This window comes from Methylobacterium sp. J-092 (genome assembly GCF_022829325.1).
Taxonomy (GTDB): domain Bacteria; phylum Pseudomonadota; class Alphaproteobacteria; order Rhizobiales; family Beijerinckiaceae; genus Methylobacterium.
In genome coordinates, this window is the sequence record NZ_JAKSXU010000128.1 from 67,581 (window position 1) to 88,962 (window position 21,382).

A 21,382-nucleotide genomic window follows, 5' to 3' on the forward strand; every position below is an offset into this window, starting at 1 on the left:
GGTCCTAAGTTTGTATGGGGGACCGGGATTACGCCGCGCCGAGATAGGCGGCTTCCAAGGCCTTGTCCGCGGAGAGATCGGCGGCCGAGCCCTCCGTAACGACGCGGCCCTGTTCCAACACGTAGCCCCGATCGGCCACCGTGAGGGCGAGCGCCGCCATCTGATCAACGATAAGGATAGTGGTACCACCGTCGCGCAGTTCTGCCACTACGGCGTAGAGGGCGTTGATCATCGCCGGTGCCAAACCGAGCGACGGCTCGTCGAGGAGGAGGATGCGGGGATGCGCCATCATCCCCCGGGCGATCGCGAGCATCTGCTGCTCGCCCCCCGAAAGCAGACCGGCCCGGCTCGTCGCGCGATCGCGCAGGCGGGGAAAACGATTCAGCAGTGCTTCGATCTCGGCCGCGTCGATGGACGTCCCGCGGCTGTGGGCACCCAGACGAATGTTCTCCACCACGCTCAACTCCGGAAACACCTGCCTGCCCTCAGGCACGAGGGCGAGGCCCATGCGGGCAATCCGGTGCGCAGGCAGTGCAGCAACGCCACGGTCCTCCAGCACGATCCCACCCGCTACCGGGCGCAGAAGCCCGGCCAGGGCTCGCATAGCGGTGGACTTGCCGGCACCGTTGGCGCCCAACAGCGCTACGGTCTCGCCAGGGCGGACCTCCAGTGACATTCCCTCCAGCACCGGGGCCGCGCCGTAGCCGGCAGTGAGGCCATGGGCAGAAAGGACGGCGGCGGCGGGGCCTTGCCAGGGTGCTGCGCGCGGCCGGGCCGGCGTGTCGGCAGCACCGAGATAGGCACGGAGCACCAGCGGGTCGTGCCGGACGGAGGCTGGGGTACCACTGGCGATGGGCCGCCCCGCATCCATGACGAGGATGAAGTCGGACACGCCCATCACCAGGGGCATATCGTGCTCGACGAGAACCACAGCTACCTGGCAGGCGGCGATCCGGCGCAGCAGGATGCCGAGGCGGTCGGTGTCGGCGCGGGTGAGGCCGGCGGCGGGTTCGTCTAGGAGGAGCACCCGGGGGCGACCGGCGAGTGACCGGGCGATTTCCACGAGGCGTCGGTCGACATGAGGAAGTTCGTCGGCCCGCCGGTCAAGGTCGCCGGTATAGCCGGTGAAGGCGAGAAGGGCGGCGGCCTTAGCTCGATCATCACGGCGGCCCATGCGCCAGAGTCGGCCGGGGGCGAAGGCAAGAACGACGTTGTCGACGACGCTGAGCGAGCCGAACAGGCGCGTTGTCTGGTAGGTCCGTGCGATGCCGGCCCGGGCGATGGTCTGCGCTGATGCTCCCGTGAGGTCCCTGGTACCCAGACGGATGGCACCTGTGCTCGGGCGGTAGAAGCCTGAGACCATATTGAGCGCCGTGGTCTTCCCGGCCCCGTTCGGGCCTATGACGCTGGTGATGGCACCGGGAGCGGCGGTGAACGAGACGCCGTCCGCTGCGCGAATACCCCCGAACTGGATACCGATGGCCTCCACTACCAAGGCCTCGCCGTGCCGGCCGCCGAGGAAGTCGGCGAGGTCGGTGTCTCCCGTGACCCGGGTGTCCGTTCGACGTGGGATCAAGCGTGTAAAACTGCCGACGAGGCCGGACGGCACGAGCCAGAGCACCACGAGGGTGGCGGCACCGAAGAACAGCAGCCGATACTCGGCGAGCCCCGACAGGGTCTCGGGTAGGAGCACGGTCACGAGAGCGCCGAACAGGGGTCCCAGCACGGTGCCGGCCCCACCAACCACGACCGCGAGAACCAATAGGATCGATTGCGAGAACGGGAACGAGCTCGGGGCGATGAACAGCATAAGGGGCGGCAGCACGGCACCTGCGAGCCCCGTAAGCGCCGCTGAGATAGCGAAGGCCAAGGTCTTCGCCTGCACCGGATCGAAGCCCAACGAGGCGGCCGCCACGTCAGCATCCCGAACGGCACACATGGCCCGGCCGAGGCGGCTGAGCGCCAGACGGTGAAAGCCGTAGAGACTCATTCCGGCACCGAGCACACTCAAGATCGCAAGCTCGCGCTCCGCGAAGGGGATGCCGAACAAGCTCGGGCCGCCGGTAACCACGAGGCCATTCTGCCCTCCGGTGAGCGTGCCGCCTTCAATCAGCGCATGCTCGACGATAAAGCCGAAGGCGATGGTGACCATGGCAAGATACGGCCCCTTCACCCTCATGGCCGGCACGGCTAGGACCACGCCGACGAGTGCCGAGAGCAGGGCCGCCGCCGGCAGGGCCAGCCAGAAGCTCACACCCGCGCCGGTAATCACAGCACTCGTATAGGCGCCGATGGCGTAGAAGCCGGCATGGCCGAAGGAAATCAGGCCGGTCAGCCCGAGGAGCACGTTGAGGCCGACCCCCGCGACAGTCGTCAACGCCACCAGCGCGATGATGAAATGGCTGTAGCCAGCCGTTCCCGCGACGAGACCGAGGCCCATCGCCGTGAGTGCCGCGATGGCGAACGGCATCGCCAGCCGTCCGTTCAGGTGGCGCATGGCGTCAGACCTTGTTGACGGCGCTGCGGCCGAACAAACCATCTGGCCGCATTGCCAGGGCCAGGATGATCACCGAGAACACGATGAGCTGGGTGTAGGCGGAGCCGAGCGTCGCCGTGACGCCCGCCTCGAGGAGGCCGTAGAGCAGCCCCGCTAGGACGACGCCAGTGGCCGAACCGATCCCGCCGAGGATCGCCACGGCGAAGGCCTTGATCCCGAACAGGGCGCCCATCTCCGCCGAAACGGAGAACAAGGGCGCGATCAACAGTCCCGCGACGCCGGCCAGCATCGCGGAGAGAGCGAAGGCGCAAGCCACAACTTTCCGCACGTCGATGCCCATGAGGCGGGCCGCGTCCGCGTTCTGGGCGACGGCCAGCAGCACGCGCCCGAGATCGGTCCGGCGGAACACCGTGCGGATCGCGATGGCCACCGCGATGCCGATGACCGGAATGACAAGCTGGAGCGGGTAGATCCCGGTCCCGAAGATCTGCACGGGCGACACCGCTAGCACGGAAGGCAGGCTGCGCGGCTCCTTGCCGAAGGTGAACAGCATGGTGTTGTCGAGGATGATGCCGCCGGCCACCGTAGCGAGCAGCCACGCATCCGAGCCGCGCTCGACGAAGGGCCAGACCAGCAGCCGCTCCACCACCACGCCAAGGAGGGCGCAACCTGCGAGGGCGGCGAGGACGGCGAGCGGCATCGGCCAGCCCAGCGTCACCCCGAGCCAGTAGCCGAGGACGGCGCCCAGCGTCACGGCCGACCCTTGCGCGAAGTTGACCGTGCCCGACACCGCGTAGGTGATGTGGAAGCCGAGCGCGATCAGCCCGTACATGCTGCCGAGGCCAAGGCCGGTGACGAGGGTTCCGGTCAGCATCCGACTGGGCTCAGTTCGTCACCGCGACGATCTCGCCGTTCTGGAAGCGTGTGAAGACGTAGTCCTGCGGCCCGAGGGCATCGTGTTGGCCCGGGGCGAAGGGCTTGTCGTAGGTCTTGATCAGGCCCGGGTAGGTCGCGACCTTGTAGAAGCCGTCGCGGACCTCTGGCCCCTTGGTCGAGTTCGCCGCTTTGATCGCGAGCGCCAGCAGGTGGATCGCGTCGTAGGCGTTGGCGATGCCCACCGCCGGCGTTACGTCGGCCATCGACTTGATCGCCGGGTACTTCTTCTTGAGCGCCTCAAGGACGGCTGAAGCCTTCGGCGAGGTGTTGCCTGCGAAGGTGAAGGTCTGGATGAAGTGGACTTTGCCGGCGTTCGGACCGGCGAGTTCGTCGAAGCGTCCGCCCGCCGGGCCCCAGTGCGAGACCACCGGCACGGTCCAGCCCATACGGTCGAGGGATTTGACCACTTGGGCCGAGGGGCCGACATTGCCCACGAGGAACAGGGTGTCGGCGCCGGCCTCCTTCAGGCGGGTGAGCTGGGGCACCATGTCGACGTCGGCGGCCTCGTACTTCTCGATGCCCGCGCTGGGGAGGTTCGCCGCCTTAAGGGCCGCGACGAGGCCCTCCCGGTTCGACTCGCCCCAGGCGTTGTTGACGAGGATGAGGCCGGGCTTCTTCGCGCCGTGGGTCTTCACCGCGTAGGCGACCAGGGCTTCGTCGACGAGGGCGTCCACGGCCGAGACCCGGAAGGCGTAGTTGTCGGCCGCTCCGTTGCGGGTGATCCCGGTGCCAGCGGCCCAAGGGCCGAGGAACGGCACCTTCATTTGGTTGGCAATGGGAACCACTGCCATGGAGACGGGGGTGTCGAGGCCGCCGACCAGAGCGACGACACCGACGCGCTGAATGAGTTCGCGTGCGGCAAGCACGCCCTTCGACGGATTGGCCTCGTCATCTCGCGATACGAGTTCAAGTGGCCGGCCAAGAACGCCGCCGGCGCTGTTGATCTCGTCGATGGCGAGGCCGATGCCGCGCGAGATCGCTTCGCCGGATTTGGCCGACTGGCCACTAAGCGCCGTGACGAGGCCAATGCGGATCGGCTCCTCAGCAAAGGCCACGGACACGTTGGAAACGCTCAGTAACAGAGCCGCGCCGACAGCCGCGCGACGGATCAGGGACGGGCGGGTGCGCATAAAAGGGACTCCGGAGGAATTTCCAGAAACCCCGCAACGCCTGTGCCAAGGGTCAAGCCTCTGCCAAAACTCAAATAATTCGAGTTGAGGGGCAGTCGATGCCTCGAACATAAACAAAGTGCATACACTTTTTGCATGCACTTTTAGCGCCGCGCTCGCATGGAGATGAGAGGCTGAGGGAGCTCTTCGACGATGACGGACGAAACAGGATCAACTCGAGTTACGCGGCCGGATACGACAGCGCAGGACGCGGCCATTGTCACCGCCTACCTCGAAGCTTCGATGGTTCCCGACCCGGAGCGGGCGGCGACCTACATGGCGCCTGGCATTGAGATCGTGTTCACAGGAGCCCGCAGCTTCCGGCATCCGCGCGAAGTCACTGCGTTCAACGCCGGTCGCTACGCCTGGGTGAAGAAGCACATGGAGCGCCTCGACGTCGTACCGGGAGATGGCATGACCACGGTCTACAGCCTCGGCACCCTCTACGGCGCGTGGCCCGACGGGTCGCCGTTTGAGGGCAACCGCTACGTCGACCGCTTCACCGTCCGCGATGGCCTGATCGTCACGATGGAGGTGTGGAACGACAGCGCTGAACGGATTCTGACGCAACGCGGCATCACGGCCTGATCAGAGCGCAACCTCTGCGTAGGGTGCAAGGACTCGCAGGAGGTCTCGCGGTTGGGGCGGAGCGGCGACAATGCGGGCGCGTTCGGCTACGGCGTCGAGGTGGCGGTCCATAAGGCTTGTCGCCCGAGCAACGTCGCCCGCGGTAAGAGCCGCAATGAGGGCGCGGTGCTCGGCGACGGCGCATTCAGCGGAATGGGGCCTGCTATAGAGTGAAAGGATGAGGGCGCAGCGGTAGGCGAGTTCGCCGACGTAGCGCTCCAGTACAGGGCTGAGGGTCATTTGAGCCAGCAGTAGGTGGAATTCCGTTGCGAGACGGATGGAGCCAGGCTCGCCACCGCGCTGGGCCGCCTCCTCGCTGTCGACGTGCGCCTGCAGGGCAGCCTCTTGTACGGCATCAATGCTGCCGGCGAGGCGGGCGACCACGAGGCGTTCGAGGCCGATGCGGATATCGAAGGTGTCGCGCGCCTCCTCCCAACTAGGGGTCGCCACGACGGCGATGCGATTGCGGCGAAGCTCGACCAGTCCCTCGCTGGCAAGTTGCCCGAGGGCTTGGCGCGCGATGGTGCGGCTGACGCCGAAACGCTCCCCGAGTGCGTCTTCCGGGAGCCGGTCGCCGGGGACTACAGCTCGTTCGACGATGGCCTGTCGCAGAGCCCGGCAGATCGCCCCGACTCGGTCCGCGCTCCCAAATTGCGCCCGGTTTCCCACCGTATTCCGTCGACCCACCATGCCTCGTCTGCTCATCCTGCCGGCCCATTCCGATACCCCGTCGCGACAAGCCAAGCACAAGTGGTACCAAGGCGACCACCGTGGCTCATGGAGCGACGACGAAAATCCTACAGACGATGTATTTCCACCGGATAGGCGTGCACTCCTACCTTGTGGTACCCGGCCATCAGCGAAACGCCGAAGCCCTTAGTGCTTGCGCCTCGCAGATTGCTTTCCGGGTTGGGTACCTGACGATTAGCAATACTGTTAGAATGTTGATTTCGAGCCAACCCGACCGAACGAGGCGGGTTTCGTTGCTGCCAGAACGCCGATGCCCCCATCTCAGCGGATAATAAAAAAATTGTTGAAGGCCGCCGGTCGGCTCATCGATGCTCACATCGTCAGGACAGACGTCGGCTCCTAAAGTTCACCGACCCAACCGCCTGCGGACGCGTGATCCTCAGCATTCGGGAAGGTTCACCGCCAGGCCGCCCAGGCTCGTCTCCTTGTATTTGGTGCTCATCTCTTCGCCGGTCTGCCGCATGGCCGCGATGCAGTTGTCGAGGGGCATGAAATGCGAGCCGTCGCCGCGCAGGGCAAGCGAGGCGGCCGCGACGGCCTTCGTGGCACCGATCCCGTTCCGCTCGATGCAGGGCACCTGTACCAAGCCCGCGACCGGGTCGCAGGTCATTCCGAGATGGTGCTCCAGCGCGATCTCGGCCGCGTTCTCGACCTGTTCGGGCGTGCCGCCGAGCACGGCGCACAGGCCGGCCGCCGCCATCGCGCTGGCGGAGCCGACCTCCCCCTGGCACCCGGCCTCCGCACCGGAGATTGAGGCGTTGTGCTTGATCAATCCGCCGATGGCGGCGGCCGTCAGAAGGAAGTCCTGAACGCGGGCTGGGTCGGCGCCGATGCACCGGTCCAGGTAGTACCGGATCACAGCGGGGACGACGCCCGCGGCCCCGTTCGTCGGCGCCGTCACCACCTTGCCACCGGCCGCGTTCTCCTCGTTGACCGCCATGGCGTAGACGCCCAACCACTCCGTGACGCTGTGCGGCTGCGCCCGGTTCGAGCCCTGTTCGGCAAGCAGCTGGTCCCGGATGCGCTTGGCCCGGCGCCTGACGCGCAGGCCCCCCGGCAACTCGCCGTCCCGCGACAGCCCGCGCTCGATACAACCGTCCATCGTGGCCCAGATGCGCGCGAGCCCCGCGTCGATCTCGTCATCCGAATGGCTGACGGCCTCGTTCGCGCGCTTCATAGCGGCGATGGACAGGCTGCTGTCCCGCGCCATGCGCAGCATCGCAGCCGCCGATTCGAACGGGTAAGGCCAGAGCCGCGGGTCCGCGGCGTCGGAGGATGGCGGCAGGACGACGTCGCGTTGCGCGGCGGTGAGGATGAAGCCGCCGCCGATCGAGTAGTAGGTCTCGGACAGGATCGGCGAGCCCTGCCCGTCGCAGGCGGTGACGACGAGCCCGTTCGCGTGGCCGGGCAGCGGAGGCCCGAAATCGAACGCGACCGCGCCGTCCGGGTCGAAGGCGAGCACCGGGAGCCCCGGCAGGGCGAGGCGCTTATCGACGCGGAGTTCCTCGAGCCGGCGCTCGGCCTCGGTCATCTCGATGTCGGCGGGCCGGTAACCGAGCAGGCCGAGCGATACCGCGCGATCGGTGGCATGGCCCTTCCCCGTGAAGGCGAGCGACCCGTACAGGGTCACGCGCACCGCAACAGCCGCGTCTTTCGCCGGACTGGCCCGCAGAAGGTCGAGGAAGTCGGCCGCCGCCGTCATCGGCCCCATCGTGTGGGACGAGGACGGCCCTAATCCGAGCTTGAATACATCGAATACGCTGAGAAACATCAAGACGTCCTGTTACGGCCTCGATCCGGACCCTGTGGCATCGCGGCTGGTCTTCTCTCGCACTCCTTGTGCCGCCAGCCCCTGGCTTTACCTGCTCCGAGGTCATCTTGCACACGACCGCATAGGGATGGCCGGACGCAATCACCCTGCAGTCTGTCGCATCCCATCCGGATCCGGCTACAAACCCAACGAGCGAAACAATAGCCGGCGAATAAGGCTTTTACGTCTGCTTTGGAGGTCGTCCGTCGAAACTCGAGCAAGCGTTAAGTTTCTCAACTTCGAATCAACAAATGGACCAGCTGAAAACCACCCCAGGCGGTCACCCAGATGTCAAAGGCCCCTTTCGCTTCAGGGCTTGAGTGGTCAAGCACCTTTGGGGGGCTCACGGAATAAGCCGTCCGAGCGATCTTCGCCGCGCCGGAGATCCCGTATATCGGGGGGATAGGCTTAGTCATCACACTAACGTGGTGCTGCGCAGTTCCTTAACTTCGTCGATGTTAACTCGTCGCCCGACAACGACCGTTGTGGGCAACCCAGTTATGCGCCAAGATCTACAGCGGCCGCGCCAAGAAGAAGACATCGACTGGGACGACATCTCCTCTCGATACCAGGAGATGCTTTCAGTTGTTTCGATGTTCAGACTGCCCACGCCTTCCGAAATCGAACATTATGAACGCGGCATTCTCATCGGAGATCAATCGATCAGGGGTCCATTAGAGGAGAAACATAGGCAGGGTGCTCATCTGTTTCCAGGAACTGGACCCTGGATGTCCAGAGCGGTGCAGCTTGCTGACGAAATTCATCGCTCCCATGAGCACCAAAGTGCTACCCCAGCTTTCCTCGAGGTTCTCGATTGGCAAGGGGCGATTGAGGCTGCCATCCAATCGCGATCCGTTACGATGCGATTTCTAGAAGCTTGGTGGCACTTCGGAGCAATCTTCGGTCGTACTGTTGAACTAGACGAATCAAGTGAGGCATCTCAGACCAGTAAGCGAGCGCAGATCAATTCCGGGAAAGAAACCGACAATCGCGCCCGCGAATTCTGGTATGCCAGATGGCTCACCTCAAGGGGTGTTTACGTTAGGAAAAATGGATGCAGCCGAGGAACGGCTGACTCGGACCTAGTAGAGTTATGCAGCAAGATCAGGAATGGCGAACTCGTTTCGCCAATACGCCCGAATTTTTTCGATAAGAGGTGGTTCTCACTTTTCGCGGCCAGGAAAAAGGGCGAGGAGTGGTACTTAAGCTCAGGATTCAGTCGGCTCAGTAGGGAAAAGATCTTAGAACTATCAGATTCGACCTTCTTTCCGCTCGAGCTACTACCGCCCGTCAGCCAGGCGCAATTCGTAAAAAGAAGCGACCCCTGAGGGGTCGTAATGGGTCGCGTTGCGGTAGGTCATTGTTCGTCCCGTCGCCTCCCGAGTGGAGGTTATTAGCGAGGACGGGCCATGCCTACCGTTGCCATACCTGAAACATCTGGCCTTCGTGCCGGGCCACTTCTGACGTTTCGCCAGGCCGCAGATCACCTCAACGTCCCGTATTGGAAGATCCAGCGTGCGGCGCAGGTTGGACTGATACCCACAACAACTCTTCTCAATTCGCGGCGGTACGTCCGCGTTTCTGATATTGAGGCAGCGCTCGGTCGGTCGCCTGTCCGCAATGGAGAGGCGTCATGACGCTGGATCACACCCATCCGGACTTGTGTCACATCTCGTTCTTGAAGGCACTGCACGGCGACGACTTCGTCGGCTTCCAGCTGTTGTTCAAGTTGCCGTCTCGTAACACCATGTCATTCGACGCCAGTGAGTGGCCCGCATTGGCGGCAGAGATCAATCGGCAGAAAGACACGGCTGATCTTTACGGCGTCATCGGGACTCAGAGCGTTCGCGTCGGCGGCGCGAAGCGAGGTTCAGTCGATACGGTAGTTCAGGTGTCGGGGCTGATCATCGACGTCGACTTTGCGTCAAAGAAGGCGTCGGGGAAGACCTACGTTGCCGGTGGAGAAGAAGCTCGGCTGGTACGAGATTCTTTGCTCCATCCGCCCTCAGCAATCGTTGCAACAGGTAACGGTGAGCATTGGCACTGGTTCTTCGATCGTCCGATTGTTATCAAGACCGAGGAAGATCGGCAGCAGGCAAAGGATCTCTCTCGGAACTTCAGCCGCGCGATGCAAACAATCTTTCGCGAGCATGGAGCCGAGATCGATAGCATCGGTGATATCGCTCGTGCCTTCCGGTTGCCGGGAACCTTCAATCACAAGGGAGGAGAGAAAAAGCCTGTTGTCCTCACGCACTTTGAGCCAACGCTTCGATATTCCGTTGCGATGCTTGCCGAATTCGCGTCCCCTCCTTCGTCACCCAGCAAGCCGACCCGCCGGCCGAGCCACGGCTTTGCTCCCGCTCGGCACGAGGCTCTCCGGCAGGGCTGCTCGTGGTACTTCGATGTCACCGGCGAGGGCGCGGCATCCTCGTCGGAACCCGAGTGGTTTGCAGCTGCGAGCATCACCGCTTGTTGCCAAGATCCGGAGGAAACCTTCCACGCCTACAGTAGGCACTATCACCGGTACGATCAGCGGGAAGCCCAGGGCAAGATCGAGCAGGCGGTCCGAAGCCGTACGCCTCGAACCTGCGCGTCGATCAAATCGGACCTCGGCTACGAGGGTTGCCTCTCGTGCTCGTACCACGGCAAGATCAAGTCGCCCGTCCAGATCGGCTCTGGGTCTCGGCGATACGATCCTGGCGACGAGGGACCCATCCCGCTCGGCTACACCCGTGACGGTAACTTCGCGCTGCGCGATCCGGTGCGCAACATCATCATGACTGCAAGTGCCCAGCAGTTGCTCTCGATGCAGTGGCTGCAAGGCGTTGCTCCGTCGAGCTTTTGGAGAAGGCAGTTCGCAACGGAGAAGTCGTTCAGTTCCACGTCTGTTGGCGAGGCCATCATCGCCGCATGCAAGGAGGTCGGTCCCTTCAATCCGACCCGCATTCGTGGGCGCGGGATCTGGATCGAAGACGGCGAGATCGTCGTCAATTTGGGTGGTCAGCTACGGGAAGGTCTTAAGAATCAGTACCTTTGCTTCGAGCCAATCCCTCTACCTGTCGAGCCCAGCTTCGACACAGCCCGGCTCTCTAACCTCATAAGTCGCTTCACGTTCCGCGATCCGAAGAATGCCAGGCTGCTGCTTGGCTGGCTCGCGATCGCCCCGATCTGCGGCGTTCTGGTATGGCGGCCGCACTGCTTCGTCTATGGACCGCCGAAGGCCGGGAAAAGCACCCTGCACGGCCTTGCCACGGGGCTGCTGACGCCCCTGGCGGTGTCGACGACCGGGGACAGCTCGGAAGCGGGCATACGCCAAGCGATCGGCCCTGACAGCCTGCCCGTGATCATCGACGAGTTCGAGAGCGATCAAAGAAAGGGTCGGCAGCAAGCCGTGGTGATGCTCGCTCGTAGTGCATCTTCGGGTACGACACCGGTGCTCCGGGGCACGCCGGAGGGGAAGGCGATGCAATTCAGCCTGCGTACAACCTTCTTCTTCAGCGGCATCAATCCGGCGGGCCTGTCGCCAGCTGACGCAAGCCGCATCCTCCTGCTCGAACTCGTCATGCACGAGAACGACCAGGAAGCCGCGCGTCACATCACGACCGAGCTCGCGCACTTCGCCGATGCTGGGCCTCGGTGGTGCGGGTACATGGCATCGAAGGCACTCTTGGTCTCTCCGGCGCGAGAGGCCTTTGAGGCGGAGATGCCGGGGCTCGACGCGCGGCTCAGAACGAACATCGCTACGCTTTTAGGAGCGGCATTCGTTGCCCTGAATGGAAGGGTGCCGTTACCCGAGGAGGTCAAGCAGGAGGTCGCAGAATATGCGTCGACGACCGCAGAGCACGCCGAGGCTGTCGATCGCGATGATGCCGCTGAAGCACTCCACCACCTCTTCGCTTTCGTAATCGCAGGATCCTCGCTCGGGCAGTGGCTCGCTCGGGAGCACAGGGATCTGATGGCGGAGGGCGAGAAGGAGACGCGGCCCAGCGCACGCTTCATCGACTCCCTCGACATCCTGATGAGGGTCAACAACGAGGAACCCGGGTTCTACCTCCTGAGGGGTTCGCCAGGGATCGAGCGGATCTTCAAAGACACGAAATGGGCTGGGGATGCCTGGGCGCACGCGATCCGCAAGATGGACGGTGCGTTCTCGCCCAAGCACCCGGTCTACTTCGCCAACATCAGGAAGAAGGCTCGTGCGATCGGGCTCTCGTTCGACATACTACCGCCTCCAACCGAAGAGGCCGGAGATAGTCAGGGCGGTGGGCAGGGCCCTTCGGGCGCCCCCGGCTATTGATCGGAGCGCGAGCATCAGGACGCAGGACGGGACGGACGCACGGTGAGGATGGGGGGAGGTGTCGCTCTGTAGTGGCACCGGTGCCGCAATCGGCACTTACTCCCCCTCTCCCCCCTCATAATGTTGTCCGTCCTGTCCTGCGTCCTACGGTATGCGACCTACCGCTTCGCAAGCATTTGGGCCGCCTGCGGATGAGTCAACCGGAATTATTCCGATGGCCCATCGAATACTAGGGGCTGTATGTTGACCATCCACATTCGCTCTTCTCGCTATTGTGGTTACGACATCGGTTACAGGAACGACGCTCAAAGCAATCGCCTTCTAATTATACTTCACCACCTGACTTGTGGCTCCGTTAGCTGCATTGGCAGGCGAATAATTGTTCCGCCAGCAACCGCGTGTTTTTATTTTCTTCTATTTTGTGGAGTTCCGGTGATGGCGACCAGTACCTTCAACATCAGTCTCACTAAGCGCGAGCGGCATCGCAAGCTGCGGTCGGGCGAGATGGTCACTCAGGTTCGCTGGGTGCTGAACTACAAGGACCCAAAATCCGGGCAGCGGGTTCAGCTCTTCTTCGAACGTCAGAAGGAGGCCATCGCCAAGCGCAATGTTATTCAGGCAGCTGTTGAGAGCCGCACCTACGTTCCTGCTCGCGAGATGATCACGGTGGCTGAAGCCGTCGCACTCTGGCTTGAGGGTCGCCGCGGCGAGGTGAAGGGCCAGACCCTCCACGGCTACACGCAGGGTGCCCGCTACATCTCTGACCCCATACTGATTGGAGCAACCCCGCCCCAACGCCGCGCTTTCACTGAAACCGGCGCCATGCCGCAGGGTGCCACGCTGAAGCCTACGCTGGGCACCATCAGGATCGACCGTCTTGGAACGGCTGATATCAGAGCCTGGCACAAGCTGCTGTCGCGTGAAGTTGGCGCCGCCTCGGCGAGCCGCGCCCGGAAATACCTGGGAAGCGCCCTGGCGCTTGCTGCAGAAGACATGGGCATCCGGCCGCCGATGATGCCGACACGCCTCAAGGGTGCGCCGAAGGTTCGCAAAGCGATCCTCACATCGGAGCAGATCGTCACGCTTCTTGCGGCCGCCGAGGCTGATCTTGGCCGGGGCATCTACGTCGCCTTCCCGTTCTTGGCGGGTACGCGCCCAAGCGAACAGTTCGGGCTCATGTGGGACGAGGTGGACTTTGAGGCAAATGTCATTCGAATCTGTCGAATGCAGGAGATCGACGGCACCCTGTGCGAGATCACCAAAACTGAGGCTGGGCGCCGCTCGATCCCCATGCCAAGCCGCCTGCGGGCGATGCTACTGGCCTGGAAAGCCATGTGTCCGGGCCGTGAGGGCGGACCTCACCGTGTTTTTCCGAATCTCGGGGTGAGGCAGGCGTGGCCCAAGCCGCGGGTCGGGGGCGGCGGAACGCTGCTCTATGCCAACTTTCGCTCGCGCATCTGGGCGCCGATGCTGAAGCGAGCCGGCCTACCGTATGTCACGCCGCACTCAGCCCGGCACTCGTACATCTCAATGCTACAGGCGGAAGGCGTCGAGGTCGGTCTCGTGGCCAAGATTGTGGGCCACGCCTCCCCTGCGGTGACGCTCGGCCATTACACACAGGCTGTCCGCGGGGGCGAAGTGGCCTCGGCCGCCATCGATCGGGCGTATGCCGCCTGACGGATCGCTGGTCGCGCGTGAGTTATGATCATCTGGGTACGTTTGCCGAAGGACCGGCATCTTAATTTCACGTTTACCCCGCCGAGGTCTGAATTATTGTTCAAGATGCAACCGCGTGTTTTTCTAGTCTGGTAGTTAACTTTATCCAGGCGGCGCGCTCCATGTCAGATCAATTTTCTTATGCGACTACAAGTGACAACATCTCGAGCGCGATGGCATCAAATCTCGGCCTCGCGGCCGCCCACACAGAGGCGGCCCGCCAACACGCAGCTGCTGCCGACGCCCACGCTACCGCCGCTGAGATGCATTTCGAAGCCCTCGTGCCGGACGAGGACTTCGACCCTGATGCACAGTATGACGCGATGACCGCGAGCGCCGATGCCGCCATCCAAACCGACACGGCGGCCGAAGCGACCGAGTTGGCCGGTAGCCCGATTACCATTGTGCGAGACGCACAACGCGAAGCGAATGAGGCCTCGCGCCAGACCGAGGACGGTGAGGATCCGCGCGACGCCCACGCGGCGGCTGCGAAGCACCACGCAACGGCTGCTACGCGACACGCCGAAGCGGCGGGGGCCGCTGCACCGGCTAGTCAAGAGGCCGAGGAAGCCCGCGCCGAGGCCGAGAGCGCTATGGTCCGGGCGGTAGATGCCGTCGCGGCACGATAAGTTGGTCGGATCGGAGGTTAGGTTTGTATCAGGACGAATGCCCCCAATGGCGACGGCATCTACCTCTCAGTCGGGAGGCCCCAGTTGGTGAGGGCAGCCTCGGCATCCGCAATCCCGCGTAACACTCGCACCTCAAACCCGGCCGCGCGAAGCTGGGCGTGGATTTCCTGCTGATAAGTCGGCACGGGCGCACCCGGTGGCTTGATCTCCGCGAACCAGCAAGCCGGTCCGGCCGGTCCTGGCCCGTAGATGGCCAAGTCTGGCCATCCTCGGACAGCGCCAAGTCTCTTCTCCCGCCCGCCCTGGACACTGCTGCGCGGGCGGTTCGGGGTATGCTGGACGAGGTAGCGCCGCCCCAAGCGCAGGCGCAGGATATCGAGGACGCCTCGGTGAACAGGTCCTTCAGTGTCAGCCGCAGGTCGGCGCGTGGCCTTGATGGGCAAAGACGTAACTGGCGGCAGGCCGAGAGCACGGTACTCGGCGGCGGACATACGGATCACGGCGAACTTCCGGAGTAACACGAGTTGGCTGCGGTCTGTGCGTATGGCCCGGAGGGCGTAAGGATTCCCTTTCCGTTCTCGCCGCTCCATTGCGCGGCTTCATGCGCCGGCGGACCAGTGGCAACGAAAATTCGGTGACATTTGGCGTTCGTAAACGGATAGTGCGGCGGCGGCTCCTTCTATCTTGAGGCCTCCAGCCTGCCGGGGTGCAGGGTAAAGCGGCCTGACCTGCGAGCAGTAAGGCAACGCCATTGTCCGCAACCAGATGGCGTCGAACTTTGCGTCGCGATTGGCCGCTCGGCTCGAGGAACACTATACCCTTGCGGCATGGTCACACGCCAATCCAGGTCATACTTGCGTTCTATAAATCGACCAACGGCGAACGTATACAAGAACGAGCGAACTCTAGATAAATGGTCGCCCCCCCCCCGGGGACCCCGCATTGACGGGCTGTCGAAGCACTGATCTCGTCATTCTGGCGGCATCGGATGATGGATAGGCCAAAACCGCAGCCTGGATCTCAGGACCAACGAACGGAAACCGTGTGGCCTACGACTTTAAGAACCTATCATCCGCCGACTTCGAGGATCTTGTCCGCGATTTGGTCGGTCGAGAATTGGGCGTCCGTTTCGAGGCGTTTTGCACGGGTCCGGATGGCGGCATCGACGGCCGACACTCGCTAGGCGATGACGGGGCGATCATTCTCCAGGCAAAACACTATGAGGGATCGCCCTTCAGCAAGCTCAAGAGTTCAATGAAGCGAGAGCGAAAATCAATCGACGCGCTAACGCCGGCCCGGTACATTCTCGCGACGTCCTGCAAGTTTACTCCGCCCAGCAAGACCGCGCTCGCATCACAGATCGGGCCCGCCCTTAAGTGTCCGAGCGACATTTTCGGACCTGGGGATCTCAACGCGCTCCTGAGGAAGTTCCCGGACGTCCTGAGGTCTCATATTAAACTCTGGCTTTCTGGCGCCGGCGTACTTGAGCAAGTGCTTCGATCGTCGGCCCACGCATTCACCGGAATGACGTTGGAGGACATCGAGCAGAAGGTCCGCGTCTACGCCACCAACCCCAGCTTCGAGCATTCGCTACAAAAACTCGACCGTCATCACGTACTCATCATCTCAGGACCGCCCGGCGTCGGAAAGACAACGCTCGCGGAGATGATCTGTTACATGTTCCTAGGGGAGGGATGGGAACTTATTCCAATTCGCAGCCTCGAAGATGGCTTTGCCTCGATCAAAGACAGCCGAAGACAGATATTCCTTTTCGACGACTTCCTCGGCCGTGTCGCCCTCGACAAACAGGCACTGGCTCACAAGGATTCCGAACTCGCCCGGTTCATGGGTCGCGTTCGACGCTCGACCAATGCGCGGTTCATTCTTACCACGAGAGCCTACATTTTCGAAGAGGCCCGCCGGGTCTCGGAGCACCTGGGCGATAGTAGGTTAGAGGTGTCCAAGTACGTCCTCGACGTCGGAGTTTACACGCGACGGATAAAGGCCCGCATCCTCTACAACCACCTTCTGGTGGCAGGAACTCCGAAATCTCACGTCCGAGCCCTCATCAAGGGAAACGCACTCGCCGCAGTCGTCGACCATCGCAACTACAATCCTCGTGTCATCGAAGCGATGACCGACACCTTCCGCATCGGGGACATAGAGCCGGCAGACTACCCCGTGGCGTTTCTTGATGCGCTCAGGAACCCATACCAGATTTGGGACACAGCCTTTCGAACGCACATCGACCCGAGGTGCAGGCACCTGCTTCTCGCTTTATTTTTTCTTCCGGAGTTCGGCGCAAACATCACCGACCTCCAGTCCTCCTACGAAGCACTTCACGCCGCGCTGAGTGCGGCCTATGGCCAACCGCACGGCCCTAAGGACTTCGAAGAGGCCCTGCGCATCTTGGAAGGCAGCTTCGTCACCATTTCGGCCGGCCGGGTCTCGTTCCTGAACCCTTCCCTGAAGGACTACCTATCGACCTATCTTTCGGATTCCGGGCTCCTTTTGCAGCTCGCTCCGACGGCCAGATCAGTTGATTGGATTATCAAACTCTGGGGGTTCGTTGAAAGGAGTTCGATCGAACCCGACGACAGGGTCAAAATTGCGTTTGCCTGCGTTAACCTTCGAGAATTGGTAGAAACGCGGCCAGCTTGTCGACCTTCACGGCGGGAACCAGGGGTCACGGAATATGTCGACGCGTCGAACTCCGCGAGGTTGGAGTTGCTTATAGGCTGGTGGTGGTTGACTGGCGATGTACGCTTTGCGGACAGTGCTCTCGTCATCGCACGCAAACCTGTTCAAGGCTTCGCAAGCTGGCGCGACGGCGATAGGCTACTAGAGTTGCTATCGCGCCTGCCAGATGACCAGCAAGAACAGAGATTTGTTCACGAAGCGGAGCTATTAGTTCTTATCGAAAATGCGGTCATTGACCTGATCCGATGGGGCGTGGCCAGCGACGAGCTGTCCAGCTTCGTGGACACCATTGACTATGCTGGTGATAAAATCTCGGAACGTGTTGCATCTGCCGTTGAGTCTGCGGTGCTAGAGGAGTTCGAGGAGATCGGCAGCCGCGTTCGAGAAGAAGATAGCGAGACAACCCTTAGCGACAGGATCGAGGCACTCAACAAGTTTGCGTCGCGCTATAGCATTCCGTCCGCCGTCCTGAACATGGCAGTCTCGACCGTCGAGCACCGCATCGCAGAGATCGAAGATAGCAGTACGACGTCCTCATCACCCCATGCCCCCGAGTCTGATAGACCGACCGACACGTTCGACAATGCGGCCTTGCATAACCTCTTCACGCCCTTGCTTGAAGAGCAGTAGGCTGTCTTGCGCAGACCCTATTTGGAGCTGACACAATCAAGGTTCGTCAATGACCCACAGTGGCGATGCGAGATGTTTTGCTCAGCCAGCTTCAGATCTATCAGATTTAAGATAACGCATTAATTAACCGTATATTTGATCGATTACCAATTATAATCTTTAGCATTCGAGCTCGTCAATTTTTATTATGTCTTCAACCATGCCATGAACTTCGTCGCCCGTAACGCTCTAACGAGTTGACCAATCAGATCCCTACATTCCTTTTCAAGCACTCTTCGCTCATAAATCTCGCCTACACCCCATCCGGAAATTCCCCGAAGCGTCTGTGCCTTAGCTTTTCTGCGCGCGCTAACTCGACTCGCGCGCTGCGTGGGCCTCGTGGCGCTGTGGCGGTATCGCCGGGCGGGCGCTCATGTCCCGGCTATTTTCGCGCAAGGCGCGGTTGATGTAGCTGTGATCCCCCTGCGGTCCACTTGGGCGCGCCCGCCAGTCGCTCGACCATGGGGGGCGGGGGGCCGTTCATGAGCCTGAACGAGTGCGGGCGAAAAAGCGATCGTGCGGTCCCCGCCGCGGGCGACTACGCGAGTCTTGGTGCCATAGCCACCGCGCAAGCGGCCAAGCGTTTCACGATGATCTCGCTCGACCGCAGATTCCGCTTTATGGTGACACCCGTCGCCTTCCGATGCGCTCGCACATTCGTGGCGTCGAGGAACGCCATACCGAGTTGGACGCCTCGCTCCTGCACGATGCTAAGGAGCTGCTCTCACACACCGGCACAGGACCAGCGGATGAACGTCTGGGGGGCGCCCCACCACGGACCCACCCCTCCTGGAATGCCGCGCCATTTGACGATGTTCTGATGCTGTCGGAGGATGGCTGGAAGTATCCGCCTGAAATCCTGAGGTGCCGTCTTGGTCTTGGGCCGGCAGGCCCCAGCCAGCCTTTCCGAGTTCGGCCATTGCGCATCGCTCAGCATCATCGCCCCTACCTTGAGAAACGAAAACGCGAGCCCCACCAATCCGTCCAGGCGACGACTAGCGCTGGAAGCGTCTCGTATCATCTTCCATCCTCCCCAACCCCTCTGAGACGCTCGCGGTCGCTTACGCTCAATTCTGGGACGGTGCGAGCTTCAGCAATCTCAGATCCTGATCCACCATGGCACCCCGGTTGAGGTTGCGGCCATGTCGGCTGCCTTCGGCCGTCTCTCGCAGGAACAGAGAGCCGCGGAATGCCGTGCCGGAAGCGCAATCTTTCTAATCCTCAGTCGTTTTGTGGCGAAGATGCCTTCACTGCAGGTCTGTGTTTGATTCCTAGCTACCGAATCGTTCGGTGCCTGCTACGGTCCCTCACATCCCAAGGAGGAACCATGAAGCTTCTGTCGGCGAGCATCCGCAACTTCCGGTCTTACAAAGAAGCGGTAACAATTGAGTTCGGAAATTTCACCGCCGTGGTCGGCCGAAACGACGTCGGTAAGAGCACCCTCCTTGAAGCGCTAGAAATTTTCTTCAACCATCAGCTTATCAAGCTCGACCAGGACGACCCGTGCGTTCATGGGGCGGATAAGGTTATCGAGATCGGCTGCGTTTTCGACAGCCACCCGAGGGAACTCACGATTGATGCGGTATCACCCACGTCGCTGGAAGCAGAGTTCCTGTTGAACCGGAATGGGCGGCTTGAGATCGTCAAGCAGTTCGATTGTTCGGGACGGACGGTCAAGGAGTTCGTATTCGCGCGAGCGCGTCATCCAATCCACGACAAGCTTCGAGATCTGTTGAAGCTAAAGAACACGGATTTGAAAGCTAGGGCGACCGAGCTGGGGGTACAGAAGGGGGGAGGAGTTGACTTCCGGTCGAACGCCGCCCTCCGGGAGGCTATCCGTGTCGCTGTGGGGGATCGAGCCTGTGAGGAAACATTGATCCCATTGGCAACCGAGGACGGCAAGAAGGTGTGGGAACAGTTGGAGAAGCACCTCCCCGCTTTCGCACTCTTTCAGGCGGATCGGGCCAGCCGGGACGATGATCGCGAGGTGTCCGACCCCATGAAGATCGCGATGGCACTAGCCGTGAAGGAGGTTGAGGCCGAGCTGAGCGCGATCAAGGATCGTGTCCAAGCCAGTGTCATGGAGGTGGCAGAGAGGACCCTCGCAAAGCTCCGTGAGATGGACCCTGCACTCGCCGGGCAACTGACGCCGACGTTCAAGGCCGAGCCAAAGTGGGATGCCTTCAAACTAAGCCTAACGGGGGACGACCAAATTCCAATTAACAAGCGTGGTAGTGGTGTCCGCCGCCTTATTCTCCTGAACTTCTTCCGTGCGGAGGCGGAGCGCCGACGGGGGGCGGACGGCACAGGGAACGTAATCTACGCTGTCGAGGAGCCGGAGAGCTCACAGCACCCGGACAATCAGGTGATGCTGATCAAGGCTCTGCTTGACCTCGGGAATGACCCAGGCTCCCAAGTGCTGATCACCACACACGTGCCGGCGGTAGCCGCGATGGTGCCCGTTGCGGCTATACGGCTCGTCAAGCGCGATGGGGACGGCCATCCGCGGCTTCGCGTCGGGGGCGACGACGTGTACCGGGAGACCTCGGAAGCGCTGGGGGTTCTTCCTGATCGACGGGCCCGAGTCGCTGTCTACGTCGAAGGACCTCACGACGTGACCTTCCTAACCTTCGTAGGTCGGCTCTACCGCGCTGAGGATGCCAGCTTGATCGACCTAGAGAACGATCACCGCGTAGCCTTCGTCCCAACCGGCGGCGGAAACCTGAAGCACTGGGTGAACAAGCAGTACCTCCGCAACGCTGCGCTAACCGAGGTCCACATTTATGACCGCGACGACCAGCAAAACCCAAAGTATGGTGCCCAGGTCATTGCCGTGAACGCACGGCAGGGGCGAGACATCGCCTTCCTAACCGACCGAAGGGAAATGGAGAACTATATACACCCTGACTGCATAGCGGCTGTCTTTGGGGGATGCCCCGCTTTTACCGACTGGTGTGATGTTCCGTCCCTCGTAGCCGAGCACGTCCATGCCGCTAGCGCATCGCCGAACCTGTGGGGCTCACTGGACCCAGAGAAGCAGTCGAAGAAGGCGTCGCGTGCCAAGTCCCGCCTGAATCAGGAAGCAGTCGTGGCGATGACGCTGGTCCAGCTTAAGGCAATCGATACGAATGGCGAAATCCTTGGGTGGTTAGTTGCAATCCGCGAGCGCGCGGAGATCTGAACAGGAATTACTCGCCGTTTGCCTCAGCGGCGATCATTGGTTTTGCCGGACGCCAGGAATCATCCCGAAGTTCACATCCGCTTCTATCGTTTAGCCATCAGGCCGAGATGTTAGCGGCCCCGCCGGCCCATCCTCAAGATAGCCGAATTTATAGCTCTAAAAGTGTGGAAACATGAAAATTGTATTGGATAACATAAATGCGATTCCCGTGGTGATGAGGCTGATTATAGATATGCGACGTCACAACACTGCTCTTTCCAGCGATCGCGTAGGACCAGGTGAACGCCCGCTTTCAGCGTGCCGACGTCGAGCCGACAGCGGTCAGGTTAGATCGGGGCGGAACGCCGGTTTCGAAGCGGGCTTCCAACTCTCGTTTATGTCGGAGGCGCGTCGCGCTTGGC

At 61.9% G+C, this 21,382-nt stretch carries 12 protein-coding genes; 7 read left to right on the plus strand and 5 right to left on the minus strand.

Annotated features, from left to right (window positions below; all coding sequences use genetic code 11):
* Nucleotides 1-28 precede the first annotated feature (28 nt).
* From MKK60_RS15055 to MKK60_RS15065, 3 genes are read right to left on the minus strand one after another with little or no spacing between them, the layout of a single operon-like run.
* Nucleotides 29-2,497: an ATP-binding cassette domain-containing protein gene (locus MKK60_RS15055; RefSeq protein WP_243986878.1), complete on the minus strand. Its 2,469-nt coding sequence runs from the start codon at nt 2,495-2,497 to the stop codon at nt 29-31.
* Between the two features lie 4 nt (nt 2,498-2,501).
* On the minus strand, nt 2,502-3,371 hold the full coding sequence (locus MKK60_RS15060; RefSeq protein ID WP_243986880.1) for a branched-chain amino acid ABC transporter permease: 870 nt from the start codon (nt 3,369-3,371) through the stop codon (nt 2,502-2,504).
* Between the two features lie 10 nt (nt 3,372-3,381).
* The gene (locus tag MKK60_RS15065) at nt 3,382-4,563 is read right to left on the minus strand and encodes an ABC transporter substrate-binding protein (RefSeq protein WP_243986882.1); all 1,182 of its coding nucleotides are present in this window, start codon (nt 4,561-4,563) and stop codon (nt 3,382-3,384) included.
* A 192-nt stretch (nt 4,564-4,755) separates the two neighbouring features.
* Here MKK60_RS15065 and MKK60_RS15070 point away from each other — a divergent pair, with 192 nt between their 5' ends.
* Nucleotides 4,756-5,190, plus strand: coding sequence for a nuclear transport factor 2 family protein (locus MKK60_RS15070; protein WP_243986884.1), 435 nt, complete (start codon nt 4,756-4,758; stop codon nt 5,188-5,190).
* Here MKK60_RS15070 and MKK60_RS15075 read toward each other — a convergent pair whose 3' ends face one another.
* Both MKK60_RS15075 and MKK60_RS15080 read right to left on the minus strand, forming a co-directional pair.
* The gene (locus MKK60_RS15075; RefSeq protein ID WP_409567406.1) at nt 5,191-5,919 is read right to left on the minus strand and encodes a GntR family transcriptional regulator; all 729 of its coding nucleotides are present in this window, start codon (nt 5,917-5,919) and stop codon (nt 5,191-5,193) included. It abuts the gene before it with no gap.
* 439 nt (nt 5,920-6,358) lie between these two features.
* On the minus strand, nt 6,359-7,750 hold the full coding sequence (locus tag MKK60_RS15080) for an L-serine ammonia-lyase (protein WP_243986895.1): 1,392 nt from the start codon (nt 7,748-7,750) through the stop codon (nt 6,359-6,361).
* Between the two features lie 524 nt (nt 7,751-8,274).
* Between MKK60_RS15080 and MKK60_RS15085 the strand changes: the two genes are divergently transcribed.
* The 6 genes from MKK60_RS15085 (at nt 8,275) to MKK60_RS15110 (ending at nt 20,981) form a co-directional block, all read left to right on the plus strand.
* On the plus strand, nt 8,275-9,117 hold the full coding sequence (locus MKK60_RS15085; protein ID WP_243986897.1) for a hypothetical protein: 843 nt from the start codon (nt 8,275-8,277) through the stop codon (nt 9,115-9,117).
* A gap of 305 nt (nt 9,118-9,422) precedes the next feature.
* Nucleotides 9,423-12,086 carry a hypothetical protein gene (locus MKK60_RS15090; protein WP_243986899.1) on the plus strand — a complete coding sequence of 888 codons (2,664 nt, stop codon included), beginning with the start codon at nt 9,423-9,425 and terminating at the stop codon, nt 12,084-12,086.
* A gap of 435 nt (nt 12,087-12,521) precedes the next feature.
* A complete protein-coding gene (locus MKK60_RS15095) occupies nt 12,522-13,763 on the plus strand; it encodes a tyrosine-type recombinase/integrase (RefSeq protein ID WP_243986901.1) in 1,242 nt (413 codons plus the stop codon).
* A gap of 161 nt (nt 13,764-13,924) precedes the next feature.
* Nucleotides 13,925-14,431: a hypothetical protein gene (locus MKK60_RS15100; protein ID WP_243986903.1), complete on the plus strand. Its 507-nt coding sequence runs from the start codon at nt 13,925-13,927 to the stop codon at nt 14,429-14,431.
* A 1,044-nt stretch (nt 14,432-15,475) separates the two neighbouring features.
* Nucleotides 15,476-17,761 (plus strand): restriction endonuclease, encoded by a 2,286-nt coding sequence (locus MKK60_RS15105; protein ID WP_243986905.1) that lies wholly within the window; start codon nt 15,476-15,478, stop codon nt 17,759-17,761.
* A gap of 1,366 nt (nt 17,762-19,127) precedes the next feature.
* Complete coding sequence (locus MKK60_RS15110; RefSeq protein ID WP_243986906.1) at nt 19,128-20,981, plus strand: ATP-binding protein; 1,854 nt, start codon at nt 19,128-19,130, stop codon at nt 20,979-20,981.
* The last annotated feature ends 401 nt before the right edge of the window (nt 20,982-21,382 follow it).

Coding starts and splice junctions, on each gene's coding strand:
- MKK60_RS15055 (WP_243986878.1), bottom strand. CDS start 2,497: ATGCGCCACCTGAACGGACGGCTGGCGATGCCGTTCGCCATCGCGGCA.
- MKK60_RS15060 (WP_243986880.1), bottom strand. CDS start 3,371: ATGCTGACCGGAACCCTCGTCACCGGCCTTGGCCTCGGCAGCATGTAC.
- MKK60_RS15065 (WP_243986882.1), bottom strand. CDS start 4,563: ATGCGCACCCGCCCGTCCCTGATCCGTCGCGCGGCTGTCGGCGCGGCT.
- MKK60_RS15070 (WP_243986884.1), top strand. CDS start 4,756: ATGACGGACGAAACAGGATCAACTCGAGTTACGCGGCCGGATACGACA.
- MKK60_RS15075 (WP_409567406.1), bottom strand. CDS start 5,919: ATGGTGGGTCGACGGAATACGGTGGGAAACCGGGCGCAATTTGGGAGC.
- MKK60_RS15080 (WP_243986895.1), bottom strand. CDS start 7,750: ATGTTTCTCAGCGTATTCGATGTATTCAAGCTCGGATTAGGGCCGTCC.
- MKK60_RS15090 (WP_243986899.1), top strand. CDS start 9,423: ATGACGCTGGATCACACCCATCCGGACTTGTGTCACATCTCGTTCTTG.
- MKK60_RS15095 (WP_243986901.1), top strand. CDS start 12,522: ATGGCGACCAGTACCTTCAACATCAGTCTCACTAAGCGCGAGCGGCAT.
- MKK60_RS15100 (WP_243986903.1), top strand. CDS start 13,925: ATGTCAGATCAATTTTCTTATGCGACTACAAGTGACAACATCTCGAGC.
- MKK60_RS15110 (WP_243986906.1), top strand. CDS start 19,128: ATGAAGCTTCTGTCGGCGAGCATCCGCAACTTCCGGTCTTACAAAGAA.